Below are 21,681 nucleotides of genomic sequence, written 5' to 3' on the forward strand. Positions count from 1 at the left end.
CCAGATGTGGAAGCCCGGTAACGGGTGAAGCTGACTGGTACTAATAGGCCGAGGGCTTGTCCTCAGTTGCTCGCGTCCACTGTGTTAGTTCTGAAATAACGAACGGCTGTGATTACACACCAGCATTCGTAAATTTCATAGTGTTTCGGTGGTCATAGCGTTAGGGAAACGCCCGGTTACATTCCGAACCCGGAAGCTAAGCCTTTCAGCGCCGATGGTACTGCAGGGGGGACCCTGTGGGAGAGTAGGACGCCGCCGAACAATCATTGTGGGAAAGCCCCGCACCAGCCCTTCAGGGTTCGGTGCGGGGCTTTTCTGCGTTTACGGGTCGGATGCCCGGCCGGGAAATTGGAGTGAGCCCGCGGTGTGGGCGTCGTTAGGATCCGGGCATGAGCGATGACTACGTGATCAGGGCCGTACGGGGCGACGAGTGGGAGAAGGTCAAGGAGCTGCGGTTGGTCGCGCTGCGGGATCCGGCTGCGGCCGTGGCCTTCCTCGAGACCGAGGAGAATGCGCTGTCCCAGGAGGACGCGTTCTGGCAGCAGCGGGCTGCGGGGGCTGCCGAGGGGCGTGGTGCCAGGCAGTTCATCGCCGAGGCCGGCGACGGGCGTTGGGTCGGGTCCGCGACCGTGCTCATCGAGGCACAGGGCGCGACCGACTACTTCGGGGAGGTCGTCGAGCAGCAGCAGGGCCACGTGGTCGGCGTGTTCGTACGGCCCGAGCAGCGGGGCAGCGGGCTGGTGGAGAGGCTGTTCGATGCCGCGCTGGAGTGGGCCTGGTCGCTGGAGGAGCCGGTGACCGAGCGGGTGCGGCTGTTCGTGCACGAGGACAACGCCAGGGCCGAGGCCTTCTACCGGCGGTACGGGTTCGAGTCGAGTGGTGTGCTGGTACCGCTGGAGACCGGTGCCAAGGAGCGGGAGTACGTCTTCACGCGGCCGGCCGTGCCCGTCGGCTAAGGGAGGATCGCTTCCGGCCAGCGGGAGCGGGCCTGTTCGCGGCTGCGGCACAGGGCGACGAGGGGGAGCGCGTCGTCCGTCAGGAGTTCTGGGAGCTGGGGGATCGGGGCGACGGCCGCCACGTCCTCCAGGACCAGGGTGAGTGGTGGGTCGAGCCGACCGTGGGATGACCGTGCGGCCATGCGGCGGCCGTGCTCGACCACGTGAGCGGCGAGTGCGGTGAGGAAAGGCATCGCACCCGGGTGGGTGCGGGGGTCTTCCAGGGGTTCGCCCACCACGTAGAGGGTGCCCCCCTCGGCCACGAACGAAGCCAGGGTCAGGGAATCGGTTCGATTCGGGTTGCAGGCCTCGCGGATGTGGATCGAGGTCAGGGCGGACAGGGCGCGGGCCGTCAGTTGGAGGGCCTGTTCGCGGCGTTCGGGGTGGGCCGTGAGGGCGCTCTCCAGTTCGCCGGCCGCACCGGGGGCCGCCTGGGGGTGGGTGCGCAGGATCCGGACGGGGTCCTGGGCGTTGTTGCCCTGGGTCCAGCGGTGGAGCTGCTTGAACGGGCGGTCGTCGAGGGCGGCTGCCTGGAGCCAGCTGCGCAGGAGCGTTTCCGCCGTGTGGGTGAGGGCGGCGTCGAGGCGGGCCTGCGGGCGTACGGGGGCCAGGAGGGCGATCGCCCGGGCGGCGGCGGTGTCGCGGTCGGCGCAGCCCTCGGCCGGGTTCCAGTGCATGCGGGCCGGGGTGTCGCACAGGTGGGAGGGGTCGTAGAGGAGGACCGGGCCCATTTTGGCTCGGGCGTCCTTGGTCTCCGACCAGAGGACGGGGGAGGAGGTGACGACCAGGGCCGCGCCCTCGGCTGCCGTGATGGCCTGGAGGGCGGTGTGGTGACGCTCGGCCGGTCCGCCGTAGGCGAGGCGGGGAGTCGGGGTGGTGGCCGCGGGGGCGTAGCCGAATCCGTAGCGGTAGGCCTCGTCCGTGGTGGGCCGGCGGACTGCTGCCGAGGGAGCGTGGGCCGGGGCCGGGGTTGGTGAGGGGGCCGCGTTCGTGTGCGAGGGCTCGGCGGGGGCAGGTGCCTGAGCGGGTACGGAAGCCGTGGGGGAAGGGGCCGGGTGCGGGGGCTCGGCCGGGGCGGGTGCGGGTACAGGGGCCGGGTGGTGTTTCGCGAGGGTGCGGCGGGCCTTGGTACGGGCGACGACGCCCATCGTGAAGATCGTCAGGACCAGCAGGATGAGGAGCTGGCTGATGAACAGGCCCCAGAAGAGTCCCCAACCGGAGAGGGCTTCCGGGTTGGTGTCCGGCCATGCGGCCGGGATGTCGTGGGGTTGCGCTATCAGGGCGCGGACGGCTCCCGGGGTGCGGGTGAAGGTGACCGTGGCCGGCCAGGTGCCCTTGGCGAAGAGGGCCGCCAGGCCGGTGGCCGACCAGACCAGGACGGCGAGGCCGAGGAGGAAGGCCAGGAGGCCGACGAGAACCCCGTCGGGGATTCCGCCGGCCCGGGCCGTGGGCTCCGTACCTCTGGCGTTGGACACGGTCAGGCCACCGTGGTCGCCGAGCCGGGGCCGTTGTTGCGATGGCGTTCCATCGACAGGGCCCTTTCCTCCGCCTCGAGTTCCGCGGCCAGCATGTCGGCTGGGAGCACCGGGGCCGAGGACTCCGTCATCGCGCGGTCGGTGTAGACGAGGGGGCGTTCGGCCTCGGTGATCAGGTGTTTGACCACCTGGACGTTGCCGTTGACGTCCCATACGGCGATGCCGGGGGTGAGGGTGGGGATGATCTCGACCGCCCAGCGGGGCAGGCCCAGGACGCGGCCGGTCGCGCGGGCCTCGTCCGCTTTCTGGGCGTAGATGGTGCGGGTCGAGGCCATCTTGAGGATGGCCGCGGCTTCGCGGGCGGCCGCGCCGTCGACGACGTCCGAGAGGTGGTGGACGACGGCGACGAAGGACAGGCCGAGGCGGCGGCCGAACTTGAGGAGGCGCTGGAACAGCTGGGCCACGAAGGGGCTGTTGATGATGTGCCAGGCCTCTTCGACGAGGAAGATGCGCTTCTTGCGGTCGGGTCGGATCCAGGTGTGTTCCAGCCAGACGCCGACGATCGCCATGAGGATGGGCATGGCGATGGAGTTGCGGTCGATGTGGGACAGGTCGAAGACGATGAGGGGCGCGTCGAGGTCGATGCCGACGGTGGTGGGGCCGTCGAACATGCCGCGGAGGTCGCCGTCGACGAGGCGGTCGAGGACGAGCGCGACGTCGAGGCCCCAGGCGCGGACATCGTCTATGTCGACGTTCATCGCGAGGGCCGATTCGGCTTCGGGGTGGCGCAGTTGTTCCACGATGTCGGTGAGGACGGGCTGGCGGTCCCGGATGCTGTCGACGACGTAGGCGTGGGCGACCTTCAGGGCGAAGCCGGAGCGTTCGTCGAGGCCGTGGCCCATGGCGACTTCGATGATGGTGCGGAGCAGCGCGAGCTGACCGGTCGTGGTGATCGCCGGGTCGAGGGGGTTGAGGCGGATGCCCGAGTCGTTGGCGGCGATCGGGTCCAGGCGGATGGGGGTTATTCCCAGCTGCTGGGCGATCAGGTTCCACTCGCCGACGCCGTCTTCGCCCTGGGCGTCGAGGACGACGACCTGGCGGTCGCGGAAGCGGAGCTGGCGCAGGACGTAGGTCTTCTCGAGGGCGGACTTTCCGTTGCCGGATTCGCCCAGGACCAGCCAGTGGGGGGCCGGGAGCTGCTGGCCGTACAGCTGGAAGGGGTCGTAGATGTAGCCCTTGCCGCTGTAGACCTCGCGGCCGATGATGACGCCGGAGTCGCCGAGTCCGGGCGCGGCGGTGGGCAGGTAGACGGCCTGCGCCTGCCCGGTGGAGGTGCGTACGGGCAGGCGCGTGGTTTCGACCTTGCCGAACAGGAAGCTGGTGAAGGCGTCCGTCAGCGCGGACATGGGATCTCGCATGTGCGGAACTTCCCTCCAGCTAGCGTCGGATGCCGGTGGCGAACGGCAAGGTGTTGACGAAGGCGCGGTGGTGCTCGCGGTCGCACCATTCGAGTTTCAGGTAGGACTTGCCGGCGGAGGCGCGGATGGTGCGCTTGTCGCGGGCGAGGGCTTCGGGTGATCGCGAGGACACCGTGATGTACCCGACCAGGTTGACTCCCGCAGCGCCGCTGGCGAGATCTTCACCCCTCTGGTCGAGCCGTCCGTGGGCGGCGATGTCGCGGGGGTCGACGGTGCGGTTCATCTTGGCGGCGCGGCTGGCGTCGGCCTCGTCGTTCGTCTTCTCCGTGAGCATGCGCTCGATGGCGATCTCGGTGGGTTCCAGGTCCATGGTGACGGCGACGGTGCGGATCACGTCGGGGGTGTGGACGAGGAGCGGGGCGAGGAAGTTGACGCCGACGGGGGTCATCGGCCACTCCTTCACCCAGGCGGTGGCGTGGCACCAGGGGGCGCGGGTGGAGGACTCGCGGGTCTTGGCCTGGAGGTAGGTGGGTTCGACCGCGTCGAGTTCGGCGGGCCAGGCGTTGCGCTTGGTCATGGCCTGGATGTGGTCGATGGGGTGGTCCGGGTCGTACATGGAGTGCACGAGGGAGGCGAGGCGGCCCTGGCCCAGGGGCTGGCGGACGCGGATGTCGGCCTCGGCGAGGCGGGCGCAGATGTCGGTGAGTTCGCGGGCCATGACGATGGCGAGGCCGGCGTCGCGGTCGAGCTTGCGGCCCTTGGGGGAGCCGGCGCGGGCGATGGTGTGGGCTTCGGCGGCGAGTTCGCGCGAGTAGTGCATGCAGGCGACGAGGTACGCGCGGTGCTGCTCGGAGGAGGTGGACACCATCGACTGCAGCTGGTCGTACGAGTCGCGCAGCCAGCCGGGGGCGTTGGTGTCGCCGCGCTGGGCGACGTCCTTGGCGTGGGCGTCGGGGTCCGCGGGGAGGGTGCGGGCGAGCATCTGGAGGCGGGTGACGAAGCCGTCGCCGTTGGCGACGTGCTTGAGGAGGGTGCCGAAGCGGTCGACGAGGGCCTCCTGGTCCTCGCTGTCGCGCAGGCCGACGCCGGGGCCCTCGATCTCGATGGCCGCGGTGACGGTGCGGCGGTCCGCGTGGAGGAGTACGGCGATCTCGTCGGGGCCGAAGGGGGCGGCGAGCCAGCTGATGCGGCCGATGCCGGGGGGCGGGCCGATCTCGACCTCGCGGCCGTCGGCGGCGCGGGTGCCGGCTTCCATGGCGGTGGAGCGGTACGTGGTGCCGCGGCGCAGGGTGCGCTTGTAGCTGCGGTTGATCTCGAACCACTTGTAGAAGGTGCGGCCGCGGTAGGGGACGTACACGGCGGCGAGCGCGAGCATGGGGAAGCCGGCGAGGCTGACGATGCGCAGGGTGAGGTCGGGGACGAGCAGTCCGCTCATCATGCCGAGGAACGCCCCCGCGATGATCAGGGCGATCTCGCCGGTCTCGCGGTTCTTGCCGACGATCGCGTTCGGCCGGGCGCGGCCGATGAGATACGTGCGGCGGGGCGCGACCGGGTGCAGCTGGTGGGACTGGGTCGTCAACGCCCGTCACCTCCTGTGTTCCTCGTGCTGGAGCTCGTGCGGGGCGCGGGTGCGGCGGAGGGGACAGTTCCGCCGCCGGCTCCGCTGCCGGTGGGGCGGCTGCTGTGGGCGGCCACGCCTCCGGAGATGGGGTTGGCGGGACGGGCGGCGTTGGCCGCCCCGCCGTCGCCGCCGCGGTGGGCACCGCGGCTGCTGTGGGTCTTGATGCCCTGGGAGACGAGGGAGGCCGGGGAGCTGATGACGGCGGCTGCCTGGGCGCCGTCGGTGGCCTTGCTGCGGCCGGCGCGGGCGGAGGCGATCTCGTCGCCGAAGCCGGGGACGAAGCGGTAGATCACGGCGGAGGCGAAGATCGCCAGGAGGATGATGGCGAGGCCGGTGACGACGGCGGAGAAGGCGTTGGGGCCCTTTTCGCCGGTCAGGGCGCCGGCGAGGCCGAGGACGATGACGATGACCGGCTTCACGAGGATGACGGCGATCATGATGCCGGCCCAGCGGCGGACGTGGCCCCAGAGGTTGCGGTCGACGAGGCCGGAGTAGACGACTACGCCGAGGAGGGCGCCCACGTAGAGGAGGGCGGCCCGGATGAAGAGCTCCAGGAACAGGATGCCGGCGGCGAGGACCGTGACGAGAGAGACGACGATCAGCATGATCGGGCCGCCGCCGATGTCGTCGCCCTTCTTGAGGGCTTCGGAGAAGGAGCCGAAGAAGACGTCGGTCTGGCCGCCGGTGGCGGAGGCGATGACCTCGGTGACTCCGTCGGTGGCGGAGACGACGGTGTAGAGGATGAGGGGGGTGAAGGCGGAGGCGAGGACCGTGAGCCAGAGGAAGCCGATGGCTTCGGAGAGGGCGGTGGTCAGGGGGACGCCGCGGACGGCTCGTTTGGCCACGGCGAAGAGCCAGAGGACGAGGGTGAGGATGGTGGAGGCGGCGAAGACGACGGAGTACTGCTTGAGGAAGGCGGGGTTGGTGAAGTCGACGTTGGCGCTGCCCTTTACCGCTTCGCTGAGTTTGGCGACGATCCAGGAGGCGGCGTCGGCGCAGCCTTTGGCCAGGGAGGCTAGGGGGTTGAGGGCGTCGGTGGGGTCGCTCGGGGCGAGGCCGGTGCGGGGAGCGGCTCCGGAGCCCTTCTCGCAGTAGTCCTTGGCCGAGCCGACGAGGAGTTCACAGTCCTTGTTGCCCGTGGGTGTCGGCGTGGGCGTGGGCGTCGGGGTTGGGCTGGGGGCCGCGTAGGCGCGGGTGGCCAGGGTCGCGAGGGCCAGGTGGGCAGAGGCGATCACGCCCAGCCGGGCGGGGAGCCGACGGCTAGCGGGCATAGGTGAATCCTCCGAATTCCTTGATGGCCTTGCTCATGTCGTCGGACGTCGACACGGGGACATCGCCGGGAACCGGGGCGGGCCCGTCCTGCTGGGTGTCGACGGAGACCTTCCAGTCCTCGCCGATCCAGCTCAGTTCGAAGGTCCAGGTCTTCCAGAGGGTGCGGACCGGGTCGGTGGACTTGGCGCCGGACATGCCGATCAGACCCGTGTACCAGACGGCGATCTTGGCGCCGGTCGGGGTGTAGCTCTCGACTCGGGTGCCGATGGGGACGGCCCGGGTCACGAAGGTGCTCCCCTGCGGTGGGTTTCCGTTCGCGTCGAGTCCGAGCTTGGCGAGGAACGCGGCCGAGTACGCCTCGTCCTGAGGGCCCTTCAGGCGCGCTGCCGCTTCGGGTGTGTAGATCCCGTCGACGAGGGCGTGTCGGGTGTTCTTCTTGAACATGCCGTCGGAGCCCAGGGCCACCGCGTAGTTGGCGGCCGCGGACTGGGCGCCCTGTTCGTCGTGGGCGAAGCCGCGGGGGATGCCGGCTGCTTTGCCGGTGACGGGGTTGGTGCCCGTGGCCGCCGTGGAGGAGGCGGCCGGGGCGTTGTCCGCGGGTTTGTCCTGGGTGCCGTCCGGGGCCTGGTTCGCGAACGCGATGGCGGCGATCAGGAGCACCACGACGCCGACCACCGTGATCAGGCTGCGGGATGCGCGGGGGGCGCGGCGGGCCGGACCGTAGGGGTCGGCGGGCGCGTCCGGGAGGCGGGTGCGGGTCTGGCCCGTGCCGCCGACCTCGCCGTAGCCGCCGTTGCCGCCGCCGTAGTGGTCGTCGTTGCTCATTCCGTGTCGGCCCCCTCCGCGTCGTACGACGGTAGCGCTGGTTCCCGCGCAGGCGCGGTGTGGTGATTCCTCATCAGGTGCCGTTGCTGCCGTGGCCCCGCTGGGTGGGTGGTGCGGCTAGACGGCCATCCCGTAGACGATCGTGAAGAGCGTCCCGAGGGAGCCGATGATGAAGACTCCGGTCAGGCCGGCCACGATGAGGCCTTTGCCCTGTTCCGCGCTGAACGTGTCGCGCAGCGCGGTCGCGCCGATGCGCTGCTTGGCCGCGCCCCAGATGGCGATGCCGAGGCAGAGGAGGATCGCCACGGCCATGACCACTTCGATCATGACCTTCGCTTCGTTGCCGAGACTGCCGAACGGCCCCCAGTTCGGGGCGATTCCGCCGATGATGGTGGTGATGTCGCCCTTTTCGGCTGCCAGGATCATGTAACTCACCGCCCCTGTATGGGTAGTTCCGGTAGCCCGTGCCCGACGGCAGGGGTCACTCACTATCTTCGCTGATGAAACCGCCGTCGTCGTCGACTTGACGGCTCTCTTTACCCGATGTCCCAGCCTGTGACCCGACCGTGCGCTCTGACCTGGGCACGGATGGTGGGTATGCGAATGTGCGTGTGATCACTGTGTGTATCACGGGGGGTGACCCCGGGCAATGATCGCCGTCTCGGCGTGCGGGGGGTGGGGTGAGGGGCCGCCGTTCGGCGGAGTGCGGGGGTGTGTCGTTGGGCCGTCTCGCTGACATATGTCCGACATTCCGACAGTCATTCCATCCGTACGCGCTAATGCGGGTGATGCTCCGGTCGTTCGGAACGGCGACACGAGGAGTGGACGGATGGGTTCGGCAATCAGGGCGGGTCGGCGTGCATGGCTGGCCGGTGGTCTGGCGGTGCCGTTGGCGCTTGGGTTTACGGGTGTTTCGGCTTCGGCTTCGGCTTCGGCGTCGGCGTCGGCGTCGGCGTCGGTTTCGGCTTTGGCTTCGGCGGCTGCGGAGGGCTTGGGGGGTTGGGGGTGTGACGACGGCTTGAGAGCGGCCGGGAAGGAGGAGGTGAGGGCCACGCCGGAGGTCGGTGCTGAGGGGTGTGTGGGGCCGCGGGGGGCGCGGGGGCCGAAGGGGCCACCGGGGCCGAAGGGGCCCAAGGGCGACCGGGGTCCGGCAGGGCCTCCCGGGCGGCCGGGCGCGCCGGGTGCGCCGGGGCCGTGCTCGGACATCGACACGGTCCGGGGCACGGCCAACCTGGAGTTCACCGCGGCACTGGACCGGGGGCGGACCTTCATCGGGCGGCGGACCGTGAACCCCGTGCCGGGGCCCTACTCCTGGAAGAACCTCACCACGGCGGCGAACCCGGGCTACCCGAGGAACGCGTGCAGCGTGTCCATCGCCAGCGAGGGCAACACGGTGCGGATCAAGGTGCTCACGACCACGGGTGACATCTACGAGAACTTCTGCACGCACACGGCGGGCGTCGTGACCTGCCCTTCGGGGTGGACGGCCATCGTCCGGCCCTGAGGTGCGCGGGCGCGCCGCCGTTGCGGGGCTGTGGTTGTCAGGTCCAGTGGGCGGGGCGGGTGAGGGTGGCGGGGATGCGGGTTCCCGCGTTGCCCCGGGCGGCGGCCAGCTGGGGCTGGGTGAGGAAGACGGCCCCGCGCAGGTCCGCGTCGCGGAGGTCGGCGTCGCGGAGGTCGGCGCCGATCATGTCCGCGGTACGGAGGTCGGCGCGGCGGAGGTCGGCGGCGATCAGGTAGGCGCCGCGGAGGTTCGCGCCGCGCAGGTCGGCGCCGGCGAGGCGGGCGCCCATCAGGTCGGCGCCGCGGTGGTTCTTCCTGCGGCCCGGCACCTTGGCCCGTACGAGTTCGCTGGTCTTGAGGAGGAGGGCGTTCGCGTCCTGGCGGAGGGCGGACACGTCCAGGGCCACGAGGGCGGCGGCGTCGGCTCGCGTCCACTCCTCCGTGGTGTCGAGCACGCGCCGCAGGTCCGGGTGGAGCGGGGCGGCGGCGGGGAGGGTGAGGGCCTCGGCGAGGTAGAAGAGCAGCTCGTGCAGCTGCCGCATCACCGGGAAGACCTCGAACATCGGGCGGGCCGTGTCGGGGCCGGTGCGCCAGTCGCGGCCGCCGAAGGTCACCTGGGAGACCTGCTGGCCCGCGCCGAAGCAGTCGAAGACTGTGCAGCCCTGGAAGCCCTTGTCGCGCAGCTGGGTGTGGATGCCGCAGCGGAAGTCCTGCCGGAGGTTCTTGCAGGGGGTTCCGGCGGGCTTGTTCACGGCGAAGTCGTTCGACTTGGCGAAGGGGAGGGCGACGCAGCAGAGCGCGAAGCAGTTCGAGCAGTCGGCTTGCAGTACGGGGAGGGCGGGAGGGATGGCCACCGGTTCATTGTGACCTGTGGGGGGAGGGCGGCCGCATTTGGATGCGTGGGTGGTGGGTGGTGCCGGTGGCGGGTGTGCCTCCTGCTGCCGGGGTGGGGCCCCTTGTCGCGCGTACTGCCGTGCCGGTCGCTTCCCGCTCGGGGCCGCGGGTGGGTGCCGCTGCGCGGGGCCTGTCCCCTACCCGCCCTTCCACCGTTCCCCGGGCTCCGCCCGGACCCTCCCCCAGCTACCGCTGGGGGTACCCCCTGCCTCAGACGCCGGCGAGGCTGAAAGACCCGGGGCTCCGCCCCGGACCCCGGTCCTCAAACGCCGGACGGGCTGGAGGGGCCGGGCGGGCTGGAGGGGACGGGTGGGTTGGGGGGTGTGGGTGGGTTGAAAGTGGTTGAGGGTGGGTCGGGTGGGGGCTCAGGATCGGTGCATGACAGAAGTGATCGCAGTCGCAGTCATCACCCTTCTCGCCGTGATCAGTCCCGGCGCCGATTTCGCCATGGTGGTCCGCAACAGTTACCTCTACGGGCGGCCCACCGGGCTGTTCGCCGCCGCCGGGGTCGCCGCCGGGGTGCTGGTCCACGTCACGTACACGATGCTCGGGGTCGGGTTGCTGATCGCCTCCTCCACCGCGCTGTTCACGGCGATCAAGCTGGCGGGCGCGGCGTATCTGGTGTGGATCGGCGTGAAGACCTTCCGCGCGCGGGACACGGTGGCCGTGGACCTGGAGTCGAAGCCGGAGCTGACGCGGGCCGGGGCGTTGCGGTCGGGGTTCTTGACCAATGTGTTGAACCCGAAGACGACGCTGTTCGTGGTGTCGACGTTCACGCAGGTGGTCGGGCCGGACACGCCGGTGTGGCAGCAGGCGGGGTACGGGCTGTTCATGTCGGCGGCGCATCTGGGGTGGTTCGGGGCGGTGGCGTTGTTCTTCTCCGACTCCCGGCTGCGCGAGCGGATGCTGAAGGCGCAGAAGACGCTGAACCGGGCCATCGGGTCGGTGCTGGTGGGGCTGGGGGTGGGGCTGGGGTTCGCCCGTTGAGGGTGCGGGGTGCGCGGTGTGGGGGTGGTGCCGGAGGTTACCTGTCGGTAGCGTGAGGCCGCATGGGCGCTGTCGAGGGGTTCTACGAACGGGTGGATGCGGGGCGGTTCGCCGCCACCGAGTACACGAGGGGGCCGTGGGACGCGCGGTCGCAGCACGCCGGGCCGCCCGCCGCGCTGCTCGGGCGGGCGGTTGAGGAACGGCCGGGCGCGCGCACGGACATGAGGATCGCGCGGATCACGTACGAGATCCTGCGCCCGGTGCCGATCGGCGCGCTGGAGATCACCACGAGCGTGCTCCGGGCCGGCCGCAGTACCGAGGTCGTGGAGGCCGCGCTCACGCCGGAGGGAGCCGAGGCTCCGGTGATGCTCGCGCGGGCCCTGCGGATCAGGGTCGCCGAGGAGGCCGTGCCGGCGGTGGTGCCGGCGCCGGTGCTGCCTTCGCCTGGGGAGGTGGCGCAGACCCCGTTCTTCCCGGTGCCGTGGGACGTCGGCTACCACACGGCGATGGAGACCCGGTTCGTCGAGGGCGCGTTCGTCGAGCCGGGGCCGGGCACCTGCTGGATGCGGATGAGGGTGCCGTTGCTGGCGGGGGAGGAGCCCAGGGCGCTGGACCGGGTGCTGGTCGCCGCAGACTCGGGCAACGGCATCAGTTCGGTGATGGACTTCCGGCGCTTCGTCTTCATCAACGGTGACCTGACCGTCCACCTCCACCGCCATCCCGTGGGCGAGTGGGTCTGCGTGGAGGCCGCGACCAGTGTGGACGCGGGCGGGATCGGGCTGGCGGACGCGCGGCTGCACGACGAGAAGGGGCCGGTCGGGCGGAGCGCGCAGAGTCTGTTCGTCGCGCCCAGGTAGTTGCTCAGGTAGTTGCTTGGGTGGTTGTCCAGGCGGTTGCCCAGGTGGTTGCCCAGGTGGTTGTCCAGGTGGTTGCTCAGGCGGTCGTCCGGCTCGTTCGGATCGTTCGGCCCCTCCGTGCTTGTCGCACCCTGCGCCGCGCTCGGCCCACTGGTGCGTTCGCGTACCGGGAGGGACTGGACGCCCGTCCGCTGTCCGTCAAAGATGGCAAGTGGGGTAGTAGGACAGGCGACACGGTCGAATCGCGTCCGAAAGCGACAGCGATGGGGGAGGGTTGACGGGTGCGCAGATTCTGGATGGCCGGCGGGATCGGGATCGGGCTGTGCCTGAGCTTCCTCGTGTTGATCGTCGTCGGTACCTACTCCGCCGCGGCGGGACTGGGGCGCGCGGGCGCCGGCGCCAGTGCGGTGGGCCTCGCCAAGGGGGCGGTGCCCGCGAAGTACCAGGCGCTGGTGGAGAAGTGGGGCAACCTCTGCCCGGCCGTCAACCCGGCGCTGCTCGCGGCGCAGCTGTACTCGGAGAGCGGCTGGAACCCGAGTGCCGTCAGCCCGGCGGACGCGCGCGGTATCGCGCAGTTCATCCCGGGTACGTGGGCGGGCCACGGCATCGACGGGGACGGGGACGGGGACCGGGACATCTGGGATCCGAACGACGCGATCCCCTCGGCGGCCTCGTACGACTGCGAGCTGGCCAAGGACGTCGCGAGCGTGCCCGGTGACCCGGCGTCGAACATGCTCGCCGCCTACAACGCCGGGGCGTACGCGGTCATCAAGTACGGCGGGGTGCCCCCGTACAAGGAGACCCAGGGGTACGTGAAGACGATCACCAGCCTGGCGAAGAGCTTCGCCCGGCCCGTCGGCCGGGTCGCGCCCTCCCAACAGGCCGCCGGGGCGATCTACTTCGCGCAGAAGCAGCTCGGCACCCCGTACTTGTGGGGCGGCAACGGAACGCCCGACCAGGACGGGCGGTTCGACTGCTCGGGGCTGACCAAGGCCGCGTACGAGACGGTGGGGATCCAGCTGCCGCGTGTGGCGAACGACCAGTACAACGCCGGTCCGCACCCTTCGCGGGATCAACTGCTTCCGGGCGACTTGGTGTTCTTCTCCGATGATCTGACGAATTCTCGGGAGATTCGTCACGTGGGGCTCTACGTGGGGGGCGGCTATATGATCAACGCTCCCTACACCGGCGCGGTCATCCGCTTCGACAAGATCGACACGCCCGACTACTTCGGCGCCACGCGCGTCACGAAGGACGGCGCGGAGGCCCTTCCGGAGCGGGCCGGGGCGAGCGCGGCACCCTAGCAACTCTCCGTGAACCAAAGGCCCTGAGCTGCGACGATGAGTCACTCTTCGATAACGTTGGAGTGATCATTCGGTGGAGAGTGGAACGTACTTGCCAGAACGGGCGTTCCATGGACACGGGGCTTGATCAAAACGGGGGGCGAAGGGGCGCACACCGGCGTGCGTCCGCAGGGGAACCACGGCAAGAGCAAGGGGCCGCATCACCATGGCTGGACTCACGAGCAGTGGGCCGAATGTGGATGTCAGCCTGCTGTACGAGATCAACGGCGCGGCCCGGCAGGCCCCGAGCTGGCTGGACCGGGCGATCGGTCTGGCCGGTGAGTACGTGATTCCGCTGGCCTTGGTGCTCCTGGTCCTGTGGTGCTGGTGCGGTGCGCGCCGCCAGGACGAGGCCGCGGCCGTCGAGTCGTTCACCGCGCTGGTGTGGGCCCCGCTGGCGGCGGGCCTGGCCCTCCTCGTGAACGTGCCGCTGCGCGAATTCGTCCGGCGGCCGCGGCCGTTCGCACAGCACGAAGGGCTCCAGGTGCTCGACCCCGGTCTCGGGGCGCGCCTCGGCGCCGAGTTCGGCGACGCCCGGTTCTCCTTCGTCAGCGACCACGCCACCCTCGCGATGGCCCTGGGGATCGGCCTGTTCGTGGCCAACCGGAGGCTCGGGCTGCTGGGGATCGGGCTGGCCCTCGCCGAGGGCGCGTGCCGCGTGTACATGGGGGTCCACTACCCGACGGACGTCATCGGCGGCTTCGCGCTCGGCACCGCCGTCGTCCTCGTCCTCGCACCGCTCGCGATGGCCCTGCTGAACCCCGTCGTGCGGGCCGTCGCCCGGGCCCCGCGCCTGGGACGGCTCGTACGGGCCAAGGAGCGGATGCTGCCGAAGCCGGTCGGGCTGGCACAGCCGCAGAACCCGGCGGCCGAGCATCGCACGCACGAGAGCGACCTCGCTGCCTGAGCTCGGGCGGTACCCAGGGTCCGACCGCACTAGCCGTACAGCCTCCATACGCCGAGCAGTACGGCCGCCAGCAGGCACAGCCCCGCCGCGCCGAAGCACATCCGTACCGCCGTCGGGCGGGAGCGGGGGGTCACGGGTCGCCGCCGTCGGCATCGCCGCCGCGGCGGTAGCGGGAGCGCAGCCACAGGCCGGTCGCCAGGGCGGCGAGGACGGTGAGTCCCACGGCCAGGGCCACGTCGCCCGGCCCCTCCGCCGAGCCGACCGGTCTGGCCCAGGCCGCGGCGGCCGGGGCGGACACGATGAGCAGGGCCCAGAGGAGGGCGGCGAGGCGGGCTGCGGGTCCTGGCATGAGTCCAGGGCATCGGCTCCGGTACGACCCGGCCAGCCGAGTCGTCCGAACGGGTGACCCCCGGCCCAGGCGCCCTAGGGGGCCGTGTGCCGGGAGGCGTCCTTGCGGGCCAGGTCGCGGGAGCGGCGGGCCGGGCCCTTCCAGCCGCAGCTGCACACGGCCAGACAGAACGAGCCCCGCTCGGCGGTGGAGGTGGTGTGCCCGGCGGGCGGCTGCGGCGGCAATTGCGGGTGCTGGAGCGGTACGGAGACAAGCGGAGGGACCAACGGCGCGTCTATATACGGTTCCACACCCCAACGGTACCCGGGCGGGGCGCGGTTCCGGGAGGGCCGGGGGCCGTGACGGGAAACCCCGGACCTCGTTAACCGGAGCGGGTGGGGGCCTCGGGCAGACAGCGGTCACGCGTTGGGGGTTGGCAGGCGATGGTGGTGCACCAGCACAGGCGGCTGCGCGGGCGTGCGGGTGAGGCGGTGCTCGCGGCCGGCGTCACCCTGGCCGTCACGGCGCTGGCCGGATGCGCGGGCGGCGGCAGTGACGACAGGCCCCACGGGGACCCGGCGGCGGTGGTCCGCGGGGCCGCGGACGCGCTGACGAGGACGGGCAGCGCGCGGGCCCGTACGGCCATGGAGATGGCGACGGGCGGCACCCGGGTCACGATCCGCGGCGAGGGCGGCGTCGACTTCAAGAACCGGATGGGACAGCTGCTGGTCATGCTCCCCGCGGACGTGAAGGGGCAGGCCGAGCACCGGCCCATCACCGAGCTGCTCGTGCCCGGGGCCCTGTACATGAAGAACCGGGGCGCGGGCGTGCCCGACGACAAGTGGGTCCGGGTCGACACGACGACCCTCGCCGACGGGAACCTGGTCACGGGCGGGGCCACCGATCCGCTGGTCGCGGCGGAGCTGCTGCGGGGCGCGCAGGAAGTGACGTACGTCGGGGAGACCGAGGTGGCGGGCACCAAGGTGCGGCACTACCGGGGGACGACGGACATCGGGCGGGCCGCGCGGATCGCCTCCCCGGAGGTGCGCGGGGCGCTGGAGGCGGCGGCGAAAGGGTTCAGCAAGGACACCGTGCCGTTCGACGCGTACCTGGACGAGGAGGGGCGGCTGCGGAAGGTCCGGCACCGGTTCACGTACGTCAACGATGGCGTGATCGATGTCTCGTCCACGACGCTGCTGTACGGCTTCGGGACGCCGGTGACCGTCGTGCTGCCGGCCGGTGGGGACATCTACGCAGGGAAGATCGCCGAGTAGTGGGCATGGGCCGGTGCCGTCGGGCGGGTCGGGGCGGGCGGGTCGGGCCATGGCCCGGTGCCCGGAAATGGTCCTTCCGTGCCATGGGCGGCGCCGGGCGCTCTCCCTACGCTGAGAGACCGGGCGCCGGCGAGTGATGCGGCATGACCGATGACGGCCGGTGGCCGGTGGCAGATTGAGGTGACACGCGTGACTCCCGCAGGCGGTACGACGGTGCAGGACCACGTGGCGCTGGCCGAGATCGAACTGTGCGGTGAGCTGATCATCGCGGCGTCGGCCGCGGCCGAGGAGCGGCTGAGCCAGGACCGGATCGACGAGGTGCTGATGGGGATCTGGTCCGGCTGACGCGCCGTTGCCGGGGCTCCGCCCCGGACCCTCCCGCCGAGCCTGGTTCGCTCCGGACCTCCCGCCGCGTCCTGGGGCTCCGCCCCAGACCCCGCGCCTCAAACGCCGGCGGGGCTGGGTGGGTGCGCCTCGAACGCCGGCGGGGCTGGGTGGGTGCGCTTCGAACGCCGGCGGGGCTGGGTGGGTGCGCTTCGAACGCCGGCGGGGCTGGGTAGGTGCGCTTCGAACGCCGGCGGGGGCTGGGTGGGTGTGCCTCGAACGCCCGGCGGGGGCTGGGTGGGTGTGCCTCGAACGCCCGGCGGGTGGGGCCCGGCGTCCGGGCGTGGCAATCGGTTACGTGCGCAGCAGCCGGGCGATGGCCTTCGTGGCCTCTTCCACCTTGGCGTCGATCTCCGTGCCGCCCTTGACCGCGGCGTCCGCCACGCAGTGGCGCAGGTGCTCCTCCAGGAGCTGGAGCGCGAAGGACTGGAGGGCCTTCGTGCTCGCGGAGACCTGGGTGAGTATGTCGATGCAGTACACGTCCTCGTCGACGAGCCGCTGGAGGCCGCGGATCTGGCCCTCGATCCGGCGCAGCCGCTTGAGGTGCTCGGCCTTCTGGTGGTGGTAGCCGTGGACGGCTCCGGAACCCTCGGCCTCGATGGTCGTCATGACTTCTCCCGTGTGGTCCGCGCATACCCCTCGTGGGTATATGATACCGGGCTCCTGTCGAAGGGACAGGGGTCCGTGGTCCTCACTCTGCCTGATGGAGGACACTGGGGAACTGCCCGGAACCGCCGGTTAGCCGTGACCGGGGGATGCGCCTAGCATCAGCCTGACCGAATCCAATGCACCCCGAGGACCTCACGTGCGATTTCGTCTGACCCCCAGGGAGACGAGCTTCTACGACATGTTCGCCGCATCCGCGGACAACATCGTCACGGGCTCCAAGCTCCTGATGGAACTGCTCGGAGCGGACTCCTCCGCCCGGGCCGAGATCGCGGAGCGGATGCGGGCAGCGGAACACGCGGGGGACGACGCGACCCACGCGATCTTCCACCAGCTGAACTCCTCCTTCATCACGCCGTTCGACCGCGAGGACATCTACAGCCTGGCCTCGTCGCTCGACGACATCATGGACTTCATGGAGGAGGCGGTCGACCTGGTCGTCCTCTACAACGTGGAGGAGCTCCCCAAGGGCGTCGAGCAGCAGATCGAGGTGCTGGCGCGGGCGGCGGAGCTGACCGCGGAGGCGATGCCGCACCTGCGGACGATGGACAACCTCACCGAGTACTGGATCGAGGTCAACCGTCTTGAGAACCAGGCCGACCAGATCCACCGCAAGCTGCTCGCCCAGCTCTTCAACGGCAAGTACGACGCCATCGAGGTGCTGAAGCTCAAGCAGATCGTCGACGTGCTCGAAGAGGCGGCCGACGCGTTCGAGCACGTCGCGAACACGGTGGAGACCATCGCGGTCAAGGAGTCCTGAACCTCGTGGACACCTTTGCTCTGGTCGTGACCATCGGTGTCGCGCTCGGTTTCACGTATACGAACGGCTTCCACGACTCCGCGAACGCCATCGCGACGTCGGTCTCCACGCGGGCGCTGACCCCGCGCGCGGCGCTCGCCATGGCCGCCGTGATGAACCTCGCCGGCGCCTTCCTCGGCAGCGGGGTGGCCAAGACGGTCAGCGAGGGCCTGATCGAGACGCCCACGGGCGCCACGGGCATGTGGATCCTGTTCGCGGCCCTGGCCGGTGCGATCGTCTGGAACCTGATCACCTGGTACTTCGGACTGCCCTCCTCCTCCTCGCACGCGTTGTTCGGCGGCATGGTGGGTGCGGCGCTGGCGGGCGGTACCGGGGTGATCTGGTCGGGTGTGATCGACAAGGTCATCATCCCGATGTTCGTCTCGCCGGTCGTCGGTCTGACCGCCGGTTACCTGGTGATGGTGGTCATCCTGTGGATGTTCCGCCGCTCCAACCCGCACAAGGCCAAGCACGGCTTCCGTATCGCGCAGACCGTGTCCGCGGCCGCGATGGCGCTGGGCCACGGCCTCCAGGACGCGCAGAAGACGATGGGCATCGTGGTGATGGCCCTGGTCATCGCCGACGTGCAGACCGCCGACGACCCGATCCCGGTCTGGGTCAAGATCGTGTGCGCGGTGATGCTGTCGCTGGGTACGTACGCGGGCGGCTGGCGCATCATGCGGACGCTCGGCCGGAAGATCATCGAGCTGGATCCGCCGCAGGGCTTCGCGGCGGAGACCACGGGTGCCTCGATCATGTTCGGCTCGGCGTACCTCTTCCACGCGCCGATCTCCACCACTCACGTGATCACCTCGGCGATCATGGGCGTGGGCGCGACGAAGCGCGTGAACGCGGTCCGCTGGGGCGTCGCCAAGAACATCGTCCTGGGCTGGTTCATTACGATGCCGGCGGCGGCGCTGGTGGCCGCGTTGTGCTTCTGGGTGGTCGATCTCGCCTTCGTCTAGGCGGAGCCGCCCTCCTGCTGGGGGTCCGGGGGTCGTCCCCCGGGGGATGCGGTATCGCGATGCCGGCGGCGGCGCTGGTCGCCGCGCCGTGCTTCCGGGGCGTGGACCTGGCGTTCGTCCGGGCGGAACCGCCCCCCCCCTGCTCGGGGTGCGACCCAGGCGGTGCGGCCGCCGAGAACGAGAGCGGGCCGGCTCCCCCCACCCAGGGGGAGCCAGCCCTTTTTCTTTCGCCTTGCGGTGGCACCGCCATGCAGCACCGCAGGACGTCTGTGACCTCGGGGTTTAGCCGAAGCGGCCCGAGATGTAGTCCTCGGTGGCCTGGACGGACGGGTTGGAGAAGATCCGGTCCGTGTCGTCGAGCTCGATGAGCTTGCCCGGCTGGCCGACGGCGGCGAGGTTGAAGAAGGCGGTACGGTCCGAAACGCGGGCCGCCTGCTGCATGTTGTGCGTCACGATGACGATCGTGAAGCGCTCCTTGAGCTCGCCGATCAGGTCCTCGATCGCGAGGGTGGAGATCGGGTCGAGGGCCGAGCAGGGCTCGTCCATCAGCAGGACCTGCGGCTCGACCGCGATGGCGCGGGCGATGCACAGACGCTGCTGCTGACCGCCGGAGAGGCCGGAGCCCGGCTTGTTCAGGCGGTCCTTGACCTCGTTCCAGAGGTTGGCGCCCTTGAGGGACCGCTCCACGATGTCCGTGAGCTCGGACTTCTTGTACTTGCCGTTCAGGCGCAGGCCCGCCGCCACGTTGTCGAAGATCGACATGGTGGGGAAGGGGTTGGGGCGCTGGAAGACCATGCCGACGGTGCGGCGGACCGCGACCGGGTCCACGCCCGTGCCGTACAGGTTCTCGTCGTCCAGCAGGACCTTGCCCTCGACGCGGCCGCCGGGGGTGACCTCGTGCATGCGGTTGAGGGTGCGCAGGAAGGTGGACTTGCCGCAGCCGGACGGGCCGATGAAGGCGGTCACGGAGCGGGGCTCCACGGTCATCGAGATGTCGTCGATGGCCTTGTGGGCGCCGTAGAAGGCGGACAGTCCGCTGACGTCGATTCGCTTAGCCATGAGGGGTCACTTCGCTTTCAGTAGTCGCGTCAGCGACCGGTCTTCGGGGCCTTCCAGCGGGCGATGCCGCGGGCCACCAGATTGAGGATCATGACGAAGGCGATCAGGACGAGCGCTGCGGCCCATGCCCGGTCGTAGGAGGCTTCACTGCCGACCTTGTACTGCTCCCAGATGTAGAGGGGGAGCGAGGACTGGGCGCCTTCGAAGGGGTTGCCGTTGATCAGCTGGGTACCGAAGACCAGCAGCATGATCGGGGCGGTCTCGCCCGCGATGCGTGCCACTGCCAGCATGACGCCGGTGGCGATACCGCCGATGGCGGTGGGGAGCACGACCTTGAGGATCACGCGCCACTTCGGCACACCGAGGGCCAGGGCGGCCTCGCGCAGCTCGTTCGGGACGAGCTTGAGCATCTCCTCGGTGGAGCGGACCACGACGGGCATCATCAGGATCGACAGGGCCATGGCGCCGGCGAAGCCGGAGGGGCCGAAGCCGAGCATCAGGTTCCAGGTCGTCAGGATGAACAGACCCGCGACGATGGAGGGGATGCCGGTCATGACGTCGACGAAGAAGGTGACGGCCTTGGCGAGCGAGCCCTTGCCGTACTCGACGAGGTAGACGGCGGTCAGCAGGCCGATCGGCGCGGCGATCAGGGTGGCCAGGGCGACCTGCTCGATGGTGCCGAGCAGCGCGTGGTAGACGCCGCCGCCCTCGTCGAAGCTGGTCACGCCGTTCATGGAGTGCGAGAGGAAGTTCCCGCTGAGCAGCTTCAGGCCGCGGCTGATCGTGGTCCACATCAGCGAGAGCAGCGGGATCACCGCGAGGACGAAGCAGACCCACATGAGGGAGGTCGCGACGCGGTCCTTGGCCTGGCGGGCGTTCTCGATCACCGCGCTGGCGGTGTACGTGATGACGACGAAGAGGAGGGCCGCGAGCAGACCCCACTGGACCTTGCTGTCGAGGCCGAAGCCGAGGCCGATGCCGCAGCCGAGGGCGATCGAGAGGGCCGCGATGCCGGCCGGGGCCCAGCGGGGCAGGCCGCCGCGGGTCAGGCTGGTGGGGGCGGCGGACCGGGGGGCCCGGGCGGGGCGCTGGTCCTGGATTGCGTGGCTCATCAGGCGTTCGCCCCCGAGAAGTCCTTGCGGCGAGCGATGATCAGGCGAGCTGCACCGTTGACCAGCAGGGTGAGCAGGAAGAGGACCAGACCCGAGGCGATCAGCGCGTCACGGCCGAACTCGTTGGCCTCGTCGAACTTCGCGGCGATGTTCTGCGCGAAGGTGCCGCCGCCGGGGTTCAGGACGTGGAAGGAGATCAGGAAGCTCGGGGAGAGGACGGTCGCGACGGCCATGGTCTCGCCGAGCGCGCGGCCGAGGCCGAGCATCGAGGCGGAGATGACACCGGAGCGGCCGAAGGGCAGCACCGACATGCGGATGACCTCCCAGCGGGTCGCGCCGAGGGCCAGGGCGGCCTCCTCGTTCATGCGCGGGACCTGCAGGAAGACCTCGCGGCTGACGCTGGTCACGATCGGCAGGATCATGATCGCGAGCAGGATGCCGACGGTGAAGAGGGAGCGGGCGACGCCGACCTGGGTCTTGTCGAAGACGTAGGTCCAGCCGAAGAACTCGTCGAGCCAGAGGTTCAGGCCGTTCAGCTGCGGCACCAGGAAGAGGGCGCCCCAGATGCCGTAGATGATCGACGGCACGGCGGCCAGCAGGTCGACCACGTACGCGATCGGCGCGGCCAGCTTGCGCGGCGCGTAGTGCGAGATGAACAGGGCGATGCCGACAGCGATCGGAACCGCGATGGCCATCGCGATGATCGAGCTGACGACGGTGCCGAAGAGCAGGACGGCGATGCCGAAGACGGGCGGGTTGGCCGACGCGTTCCAGTCGAAGGTGGTGAGGAAGTTCCCCTCGTTCTTCGACAGGGCGATCGAGGCGCGGTAGGTGAGGAAGGCGGCGATCGACGCCATGATCACCAGGAGCAGGATGCCGGAGCCCTTGGAGAGCCCGGCGAAGATCTTGTCACCGGCGCGGCCGGTGGACTTGCTCTTGGAGAGGACTGGCGGAGCCGTGTCTATCTGGGTGGGTGTGAAAGCCATGGTCTTTCCGG

General features: G+C 70.3%; 23 protein-coding genes and 1 rRNA gene. 11 read left to right on the forward strand and 13 right to left on the reverse strand.

Features of this window, described 5'->3' with window-relative positions; all coding sequences use genetic code 11:
* Positions 1-144 precede the first annotated feature (144 nt).
* Together rrf and ACIQ5Y_RS08280 are read left to right on the forward strand one after the other, a co-directional pair.
* Positions 145-261, forward strand: a 5S ribosomal RNA gene (rrf, locus tag ACIQ5Y_RS08275).
* A gap of 128 nt (positions 262-389) precedes the next feature.
* Complete coding sequence (locus ACIQ5Y_RS08280) at positions 390-956, forward strand: GNAT family N-acetyltransferase (protein ID WP_403876574.1); 567 nt, start codon at positions 390-392, stop codon at positions 954-956.
* Here the strand turns inward: ACIQ5Y_RS08280 and ACIQ5Y_RS08285 are convergent.
* From ACIQ5Y_RS08285 to ACIQ5Y_RS08310, 6 genes are all read right to left on the reverse strand, one after another.
* Entirely contained in the window at positions 953-2,470 is a 1,518-nt protein-coding gene (locus tag ACIQ5Y_RS08285) for a type VI secretion protein (protein ID WP_403876576.1), read from the reverse strand. The two genes, ACIQ5Y_RS08280 and ACIQ5Y_RS08285, sit on opposite strands and share 4 nt — an antisense overlap.
* Positions 2,471-2,472: 2 nt before the next feature.
* The gene (locus ACIQ5Y_RS08290; protein WP_403876579.1) at positions 2,473-3,888 is read right to left on the reverse strand and encodes an ATP-binding protein; all 1,416 of its coding nucleotides are present in this window, start codon (positions 3,886-3,888) and stop codon (positions 2,473-2,475) included.
* A gap of 19 nt (positions 3,889-3,907) precedes the next feature.
* Complete coding sequence (locus ACIQ5Y_RS08295) at positions 3,908-5,467, reverse strand: SCO6880 family protein (RefSeq protein ID WP_403876581.1); 1,560 nt, start codon at positions 5,465-5,467, stop codon at positions 3,908-3,910.
* Entirely contained in the window at positions 5,464-6,780 is a 1,317-nt protein-coding gene (locus ACIQ5Y_RS08300) for a hypothetical protein (protein WP_403876584.1), read from the reverse strand. Before ACIQ5Y_RS08300 ends, ACIQ5Y_RS08295 begins: the two co-directional genes overlap by 4 nt.
* Positions 6,770-7,606 carry a hypothetical protein gene (locus ACIQ5Y_RS08305; protein WP_403876586.1) on the reverse strand — a complete coding sequence of 279 codons (837 nt, stop codon included), beginning with the start codon at positions 7,604-7,606 and terminating at the stop codon, positions 6,770-6,772. Before ACIQ5Y_RS08305 ends, ACIQ5Y_RS08300 begins: the two co-directional genes overlap by 11 nt.
* Before the next feature lie 117 nt (positions 7,607-7,723).
* Complete coding sequence (locus tag ACIQ5Y_RS08310) at positions 7,724-8,032, reverse strand: hypothetical protein (protein WP_008742356.1); 309 nt, start codon at positions 8,030-8,032, stop codon at positions 7,724-7,726.
* Between the two features lie 868 nt (positions 8,033-8,900).
* Between ACIQ5Y_RS08310 and ACIQ5Y_RS08315 the strand changes: the two genes are divergently transcribed.
* Complete coding sequence (locus ACIQ5Y_RS08315) at positions 8,901-9,110, forward strand: hypothetical protein (protein WP_403876589.1); 210 nt, start codon at positions 8,901-8,903, stop codon at positions 9,108-9,110.
* 37 nt (positions 9,111-9,147) lie between these two features.
* On the opposite strand, the gene ACIQ5Y_RS08320 is transcribed toward ACIQ5Y_RS08315, so the two are convergent.
* Positions 9,148-9,963 (reverse strand): pentapeptide repeat-containing protein, encoded by an 816-nt coding sequence (locus ACIQ5Y_RS08320; RefSeq protein WP_403876592.1) that lies wholly within the window; start codon positions 9,961-9,963, stop codon positions 9,148-9,150.
* A gap of 418 nt (positions 9,964-10,381) precedes the next feature.
* Here ACIQ5Y_RS08320 and ACIQ5Y_RS08325 point away from each other — a divergent pair, with 418 nt between their 5' ends.
* The 4 genes from ACIQ5Y_RS08325 (at position 10,382) to ACIQ5Y_RS08340 (ending at position 14,097) form a co-directional block, all read left to right on the forward strand.
* On the forward strand, positions 10,382-10,990 hold the full coding sequence (locus ACIQ5Y_RS08325; protein WP_403876595.1) for a LysE family translocator: 609 nt from the start codon (positions 10,382-10,384) through the stop codon (positions 10,988-10,990).
* Between the two features lie 62 nt (positions 10,991-11,052).
* Positions 11,053-11,847: a thioesterase family protein gene (locus ACIQ5Y_RS08330; protein ID WP_403876597.1), complete on the forward strand. Its 795-nt coding sequence runs from the start codon at positions 11,053-11,055 to the stop codon at positions 11,845-11,847.
* Positions 11,848-12,143: 296 nt separating this feature from the next.
* Entirely contained in the window at positions 12,144-13,151 is a 1,008-nt protein-coding gene (locus ACIQ5Y_RS08335) for an NlpC/P60 family protein (RefSeq protein WP_403877450.1), read from the forward strand.
* Positions 13,152-13,356: 205 nt separating this feature from the next.
* Complete coding sequence (locus ACIQ5Y_RS08340; protein ID WP_403876600.1) at positions 13,357-14,097, forward strand: phosphatase PAP2 family protein; 741 nt, start codon at positions 13,357-13,359, stop codon at positions 14,095-14,097.
* A 130-nt stretch (positions 14,098-14,227) separates the two neighbouring features.
* Here ACIQ5Y_RS08340 and ACIQ5Y_RS08345 read toward each other — a convergent pair whose 3' ends face one another.
* Both ACIQ5Y_RS08345 and ACIQ5Y_RS08350 read right to left on the reverse strand, forming a co-directional pair.
* Entirely contained in the window at positions 14,228-14,446 is a 219-nt protein-coding gene (locus ACIQ5Y_RS08345; protein WP_403876603.1) for a hypothetical protein, read from the reverse strand.
* 74 nt (positions 14,447-14,520) lie between these two features.
* Complete coding sequence (locus tag ACIQ5Y_RS08350; RefSeq protein WP_403876605.1) at positions 14,521-14,736, reverse strand: hypothetical protein; 216 nt, start codon at positions 14,734-14,736, stop codon at positions 14,521-14,523.
* Between the two features lie 132 nt (positions 14,737-14,868).
* Between ACIQ5Y_RS08350 and ACIQ5Y_RS08355 the strand changes: the two genes are divergently transcribed.
* Both ACIQ5Y_RS08355 and ACIQ5Y_RS08360 read left to right on the forward strand, forming a co-directional pair.
* Complete coding sequence (locus tag ACIQ5Y_RS08355) at positions 14,869-15,699, forward strand: hypothetical protein (RefSeq protein WP_403876608.1); 831 nt, start codon at positions 14,869-14,871, stop codon at positions 15,697-15,699.
* 150 nt (positions 15,700-15,849) lie between these two features.
* Positions 15,850-16,044, forward strand: a complete 195-nt coding sequence (locus ACIQ5Y_RS08360) for a hypothetical protein (protein ID WP_384590815.1) — start codon at positions 15,850-15,852, stop codon at positions 16,042-16,044.
* Between the two features lie 333 nt (positions 16,045-16,377).
* Here the strand turns inward: ACIQ5Y_RS08360 and ACIQ5Y_RS08365 are convergent, their stop codons facing one another.
* Positions 16,378-16,692, reverse strand: coding sequence for a metal-sensitive transcriptional regulator (locus ACIQ5Y_RS08365; protein ID WP_384590818.1), 315 nt, complete (start codon positions 16,690-16,692; stop codon positions 16,378-16,380).
* 196 nt (positions 16,693-16,888) lie between these two features.
* Between ACIQ5Y_RS08365 and ACIQ5Y_RS08370 the strand changes: the two genes are divergently transcribed.
* Positions 16,889-17,509: a DUF47 domain-containing protein gene (locus tag ACIQ5Y_RS08370; RefSeq protein ID WP_384590821.1), complete on the forward strand. Its 621-nt coding sequence runs from the start codon at positions 16,889-16,891 to the stop codon at positions 17,507-17,509.
* Between the two features lie 5 nt (positions 17,510-17,514).
* The gene (locus ACIQ5Y_RS08375) at positions 17,515-18,513 is read left to right on the forward strand and encodes an anion permease (protein ID WP_403876612.1); all 999 of its coding nucleotides are present in this window, start codon (positions 17,515-17,517) and stop codon (positions 18,511-18,513) included.
* A gap of 282 nt (positions 18,514-18,795) precedes the next feature.
* Here the strand turns inward: ACIQ5Y_RS08375 and pstB are convergent, their stop codons facing one another.
* The 3 genes from pstB to pstC are packed head-to-tail and all read right to left on the reverse strand — an operon-like array spanning position 18,796 to position 21,670.
* Positions 18,796-19,572, reverse strand: coding sequence for a phosphate ABC transporter ATP-binding protein PstB (pstB, locus tag ACIQ5Y_RS08380; protein WP_384590827.1), 777 nt, complete (start codon positions 19,570-19,572; stop codon positions 18,796-18,798).
* Between the two features lie 29 nt (positions 19,573-19,601).
* On the reverse strand, positions 19,602-20,684 hold the full coding sequence (gene pstA / locus ACIQ5Y_RS08385; RefSeq protein ID WP_403876614.1) for a phosphate ABC transporter permease PstA: 1,083 nt from the start codon (positions 20,682-20,684) through the stop codon (positions 19,602-19,604).
* Positions 20,684-21,670 (reverse strand): phosphate ABC transporter permease subunit PstC, encoded by a 987-nt coding sequence (gene pstC / locus ACIQ5Y_RS08390; protein ID WP_403876617.1) that lies wholly within the window; start codon positions 21,668-21,670, stop codon positions 20,684-20,686. Before pstC ends, pstA begins: the two co-directional genes overlap by 1 nt.
* Between the last annotated feature and the right edge of the window lie 11 nt (positions 21,671-21,681).

Origin of the sequence: Streptomyces sp. NPDC096339, assembly GCF_044762985.1 — a bacterium.
Lineage (GTDB): Bacteria > Actinomycetota > Actinomycetes > Streptomycetales > Streptomycetaceae > Streptomyces.

Excerpts from the sequence above, each read along its gene's own strand:
- ACIQ5Y_RS08280 (WP_403876574.1), top strand. The coding sequence starts at position 390 with ATGAGCGATGACTACGTGATCAGGGCCGTACGGGGCGACGAGTGGGAG.
- ACIQ5Y_RS08290 (WP_403876579.1), bottom strand. The coding sequence starts at position 3,888 with ATGCGAGATCCCATGTCCGCGCTGACGGACGCCTTCACCAGCTTCCTG.
- ACIQ5Y_RS08300 (WP_403876584.1), bottom strand. The coding sequence starts at position 6,780 with ATGCCCGCTAGCCGTCGGCTCCCCGCCCGGCTGGGCGTGATCGCCTCT.
- ACIQ5Y_RS08305 (WP_403876586.1), bottom strand. The coding sequence starts at position 7,606 with ATGAGCAACGACGACCACTACGGCGGCGGCAACGGCGGCTACGGCGAG.
- ACIQ5Y_RS08310 (WP_008742356.1), bottom strand. The coding sequence starts at position 8,032 with ATGATCCTGGCAGCCGAAAAGGGCGACATCACCACCATCATCGGCGGA.
- ACIQ5Y_RS08325 (WP_403876595.1), top strand. The coding sequence starts at position 10,382 with ATGACAGAAGTGATCGCAGTCGCAGTCATCACCCTTCTCGCCGTGATC.
- ACIQ5Y_RS08330 (WP_403876597.1), top strand. The coding sequence starts at position 11,053 with ATGGGCGCTGTCGAGGGGTTCTACGAACGGGTGGATGCGGGGCGGTTC.
- ACIQ5Y_RS08335 (WP_403877450.1), top strand. The coding sequence starts at position 12,144 with ATGGCCGGCGGGATCGGGATCGGGCTGTGCCTGAGCTTCCTCGTGTTG.
- ACIQ5Y_RS08340 (WP_403876600.1), top strand. The coding sequence starts at position 13,357 with ATGGCTGGACTCACGAGCAGTGGGCCGAATGTGGATGTCAGCCTGCTG.
- ACIQ5Y_RS08345 (WP_403876603.1), bottom strand. The coding sequence starts at position 14,446 with ATGCCAGGACCCGCAGCCCGCCTCGCCGCCCTCCTCTGGGCCCTGCTC.
- ACIQ5Y_RS08355 (WP_403876608.1), top strand. The coding sequence starts at position 14,869 with ATGGTGGTGCACCAGCACAGGCGGCTGCGCGGGCGTGCGGGTGAGGCG.
- ACIQ5Y_RS08360 (WP_384590815.1), top strand. The coding sequence starts at position 15,850 with ATGACGGCCGGTGGCCGGTGGCAGATTGAGGTGACACGCGTGACTCCC.
- ACIQ5Y_RS08365 (WP_384590818.1), bottom strand. The coding sequence starts at position 16,692 with ATGACGACCATCGAGGCCGAGGGTTCCGGAGCCGTCCACGGCTACCAC.
- pstB (WP_384590827.1), bottom strand. The coding sequence starts at position 19,572 with ATGGCTAAGCGAATCGACGTCAGCGGACTGTCCGCCTTCTACGGCGCC.
- pstA (WP_403876614.1), bottom strand. The coding sequence starts at position 20,684 with ATGAGCCACGCAATCCAGGACCAGCGCCCCGCCCGGGCCCCCCGGTCC.
- pstC (WP_403876617.1), bottom strand. The coding sequence starts at position 21,670 with ATGGCTTTCACACCCACCCAGATAGACACGGCTCCGCCAGTCCTCTCC.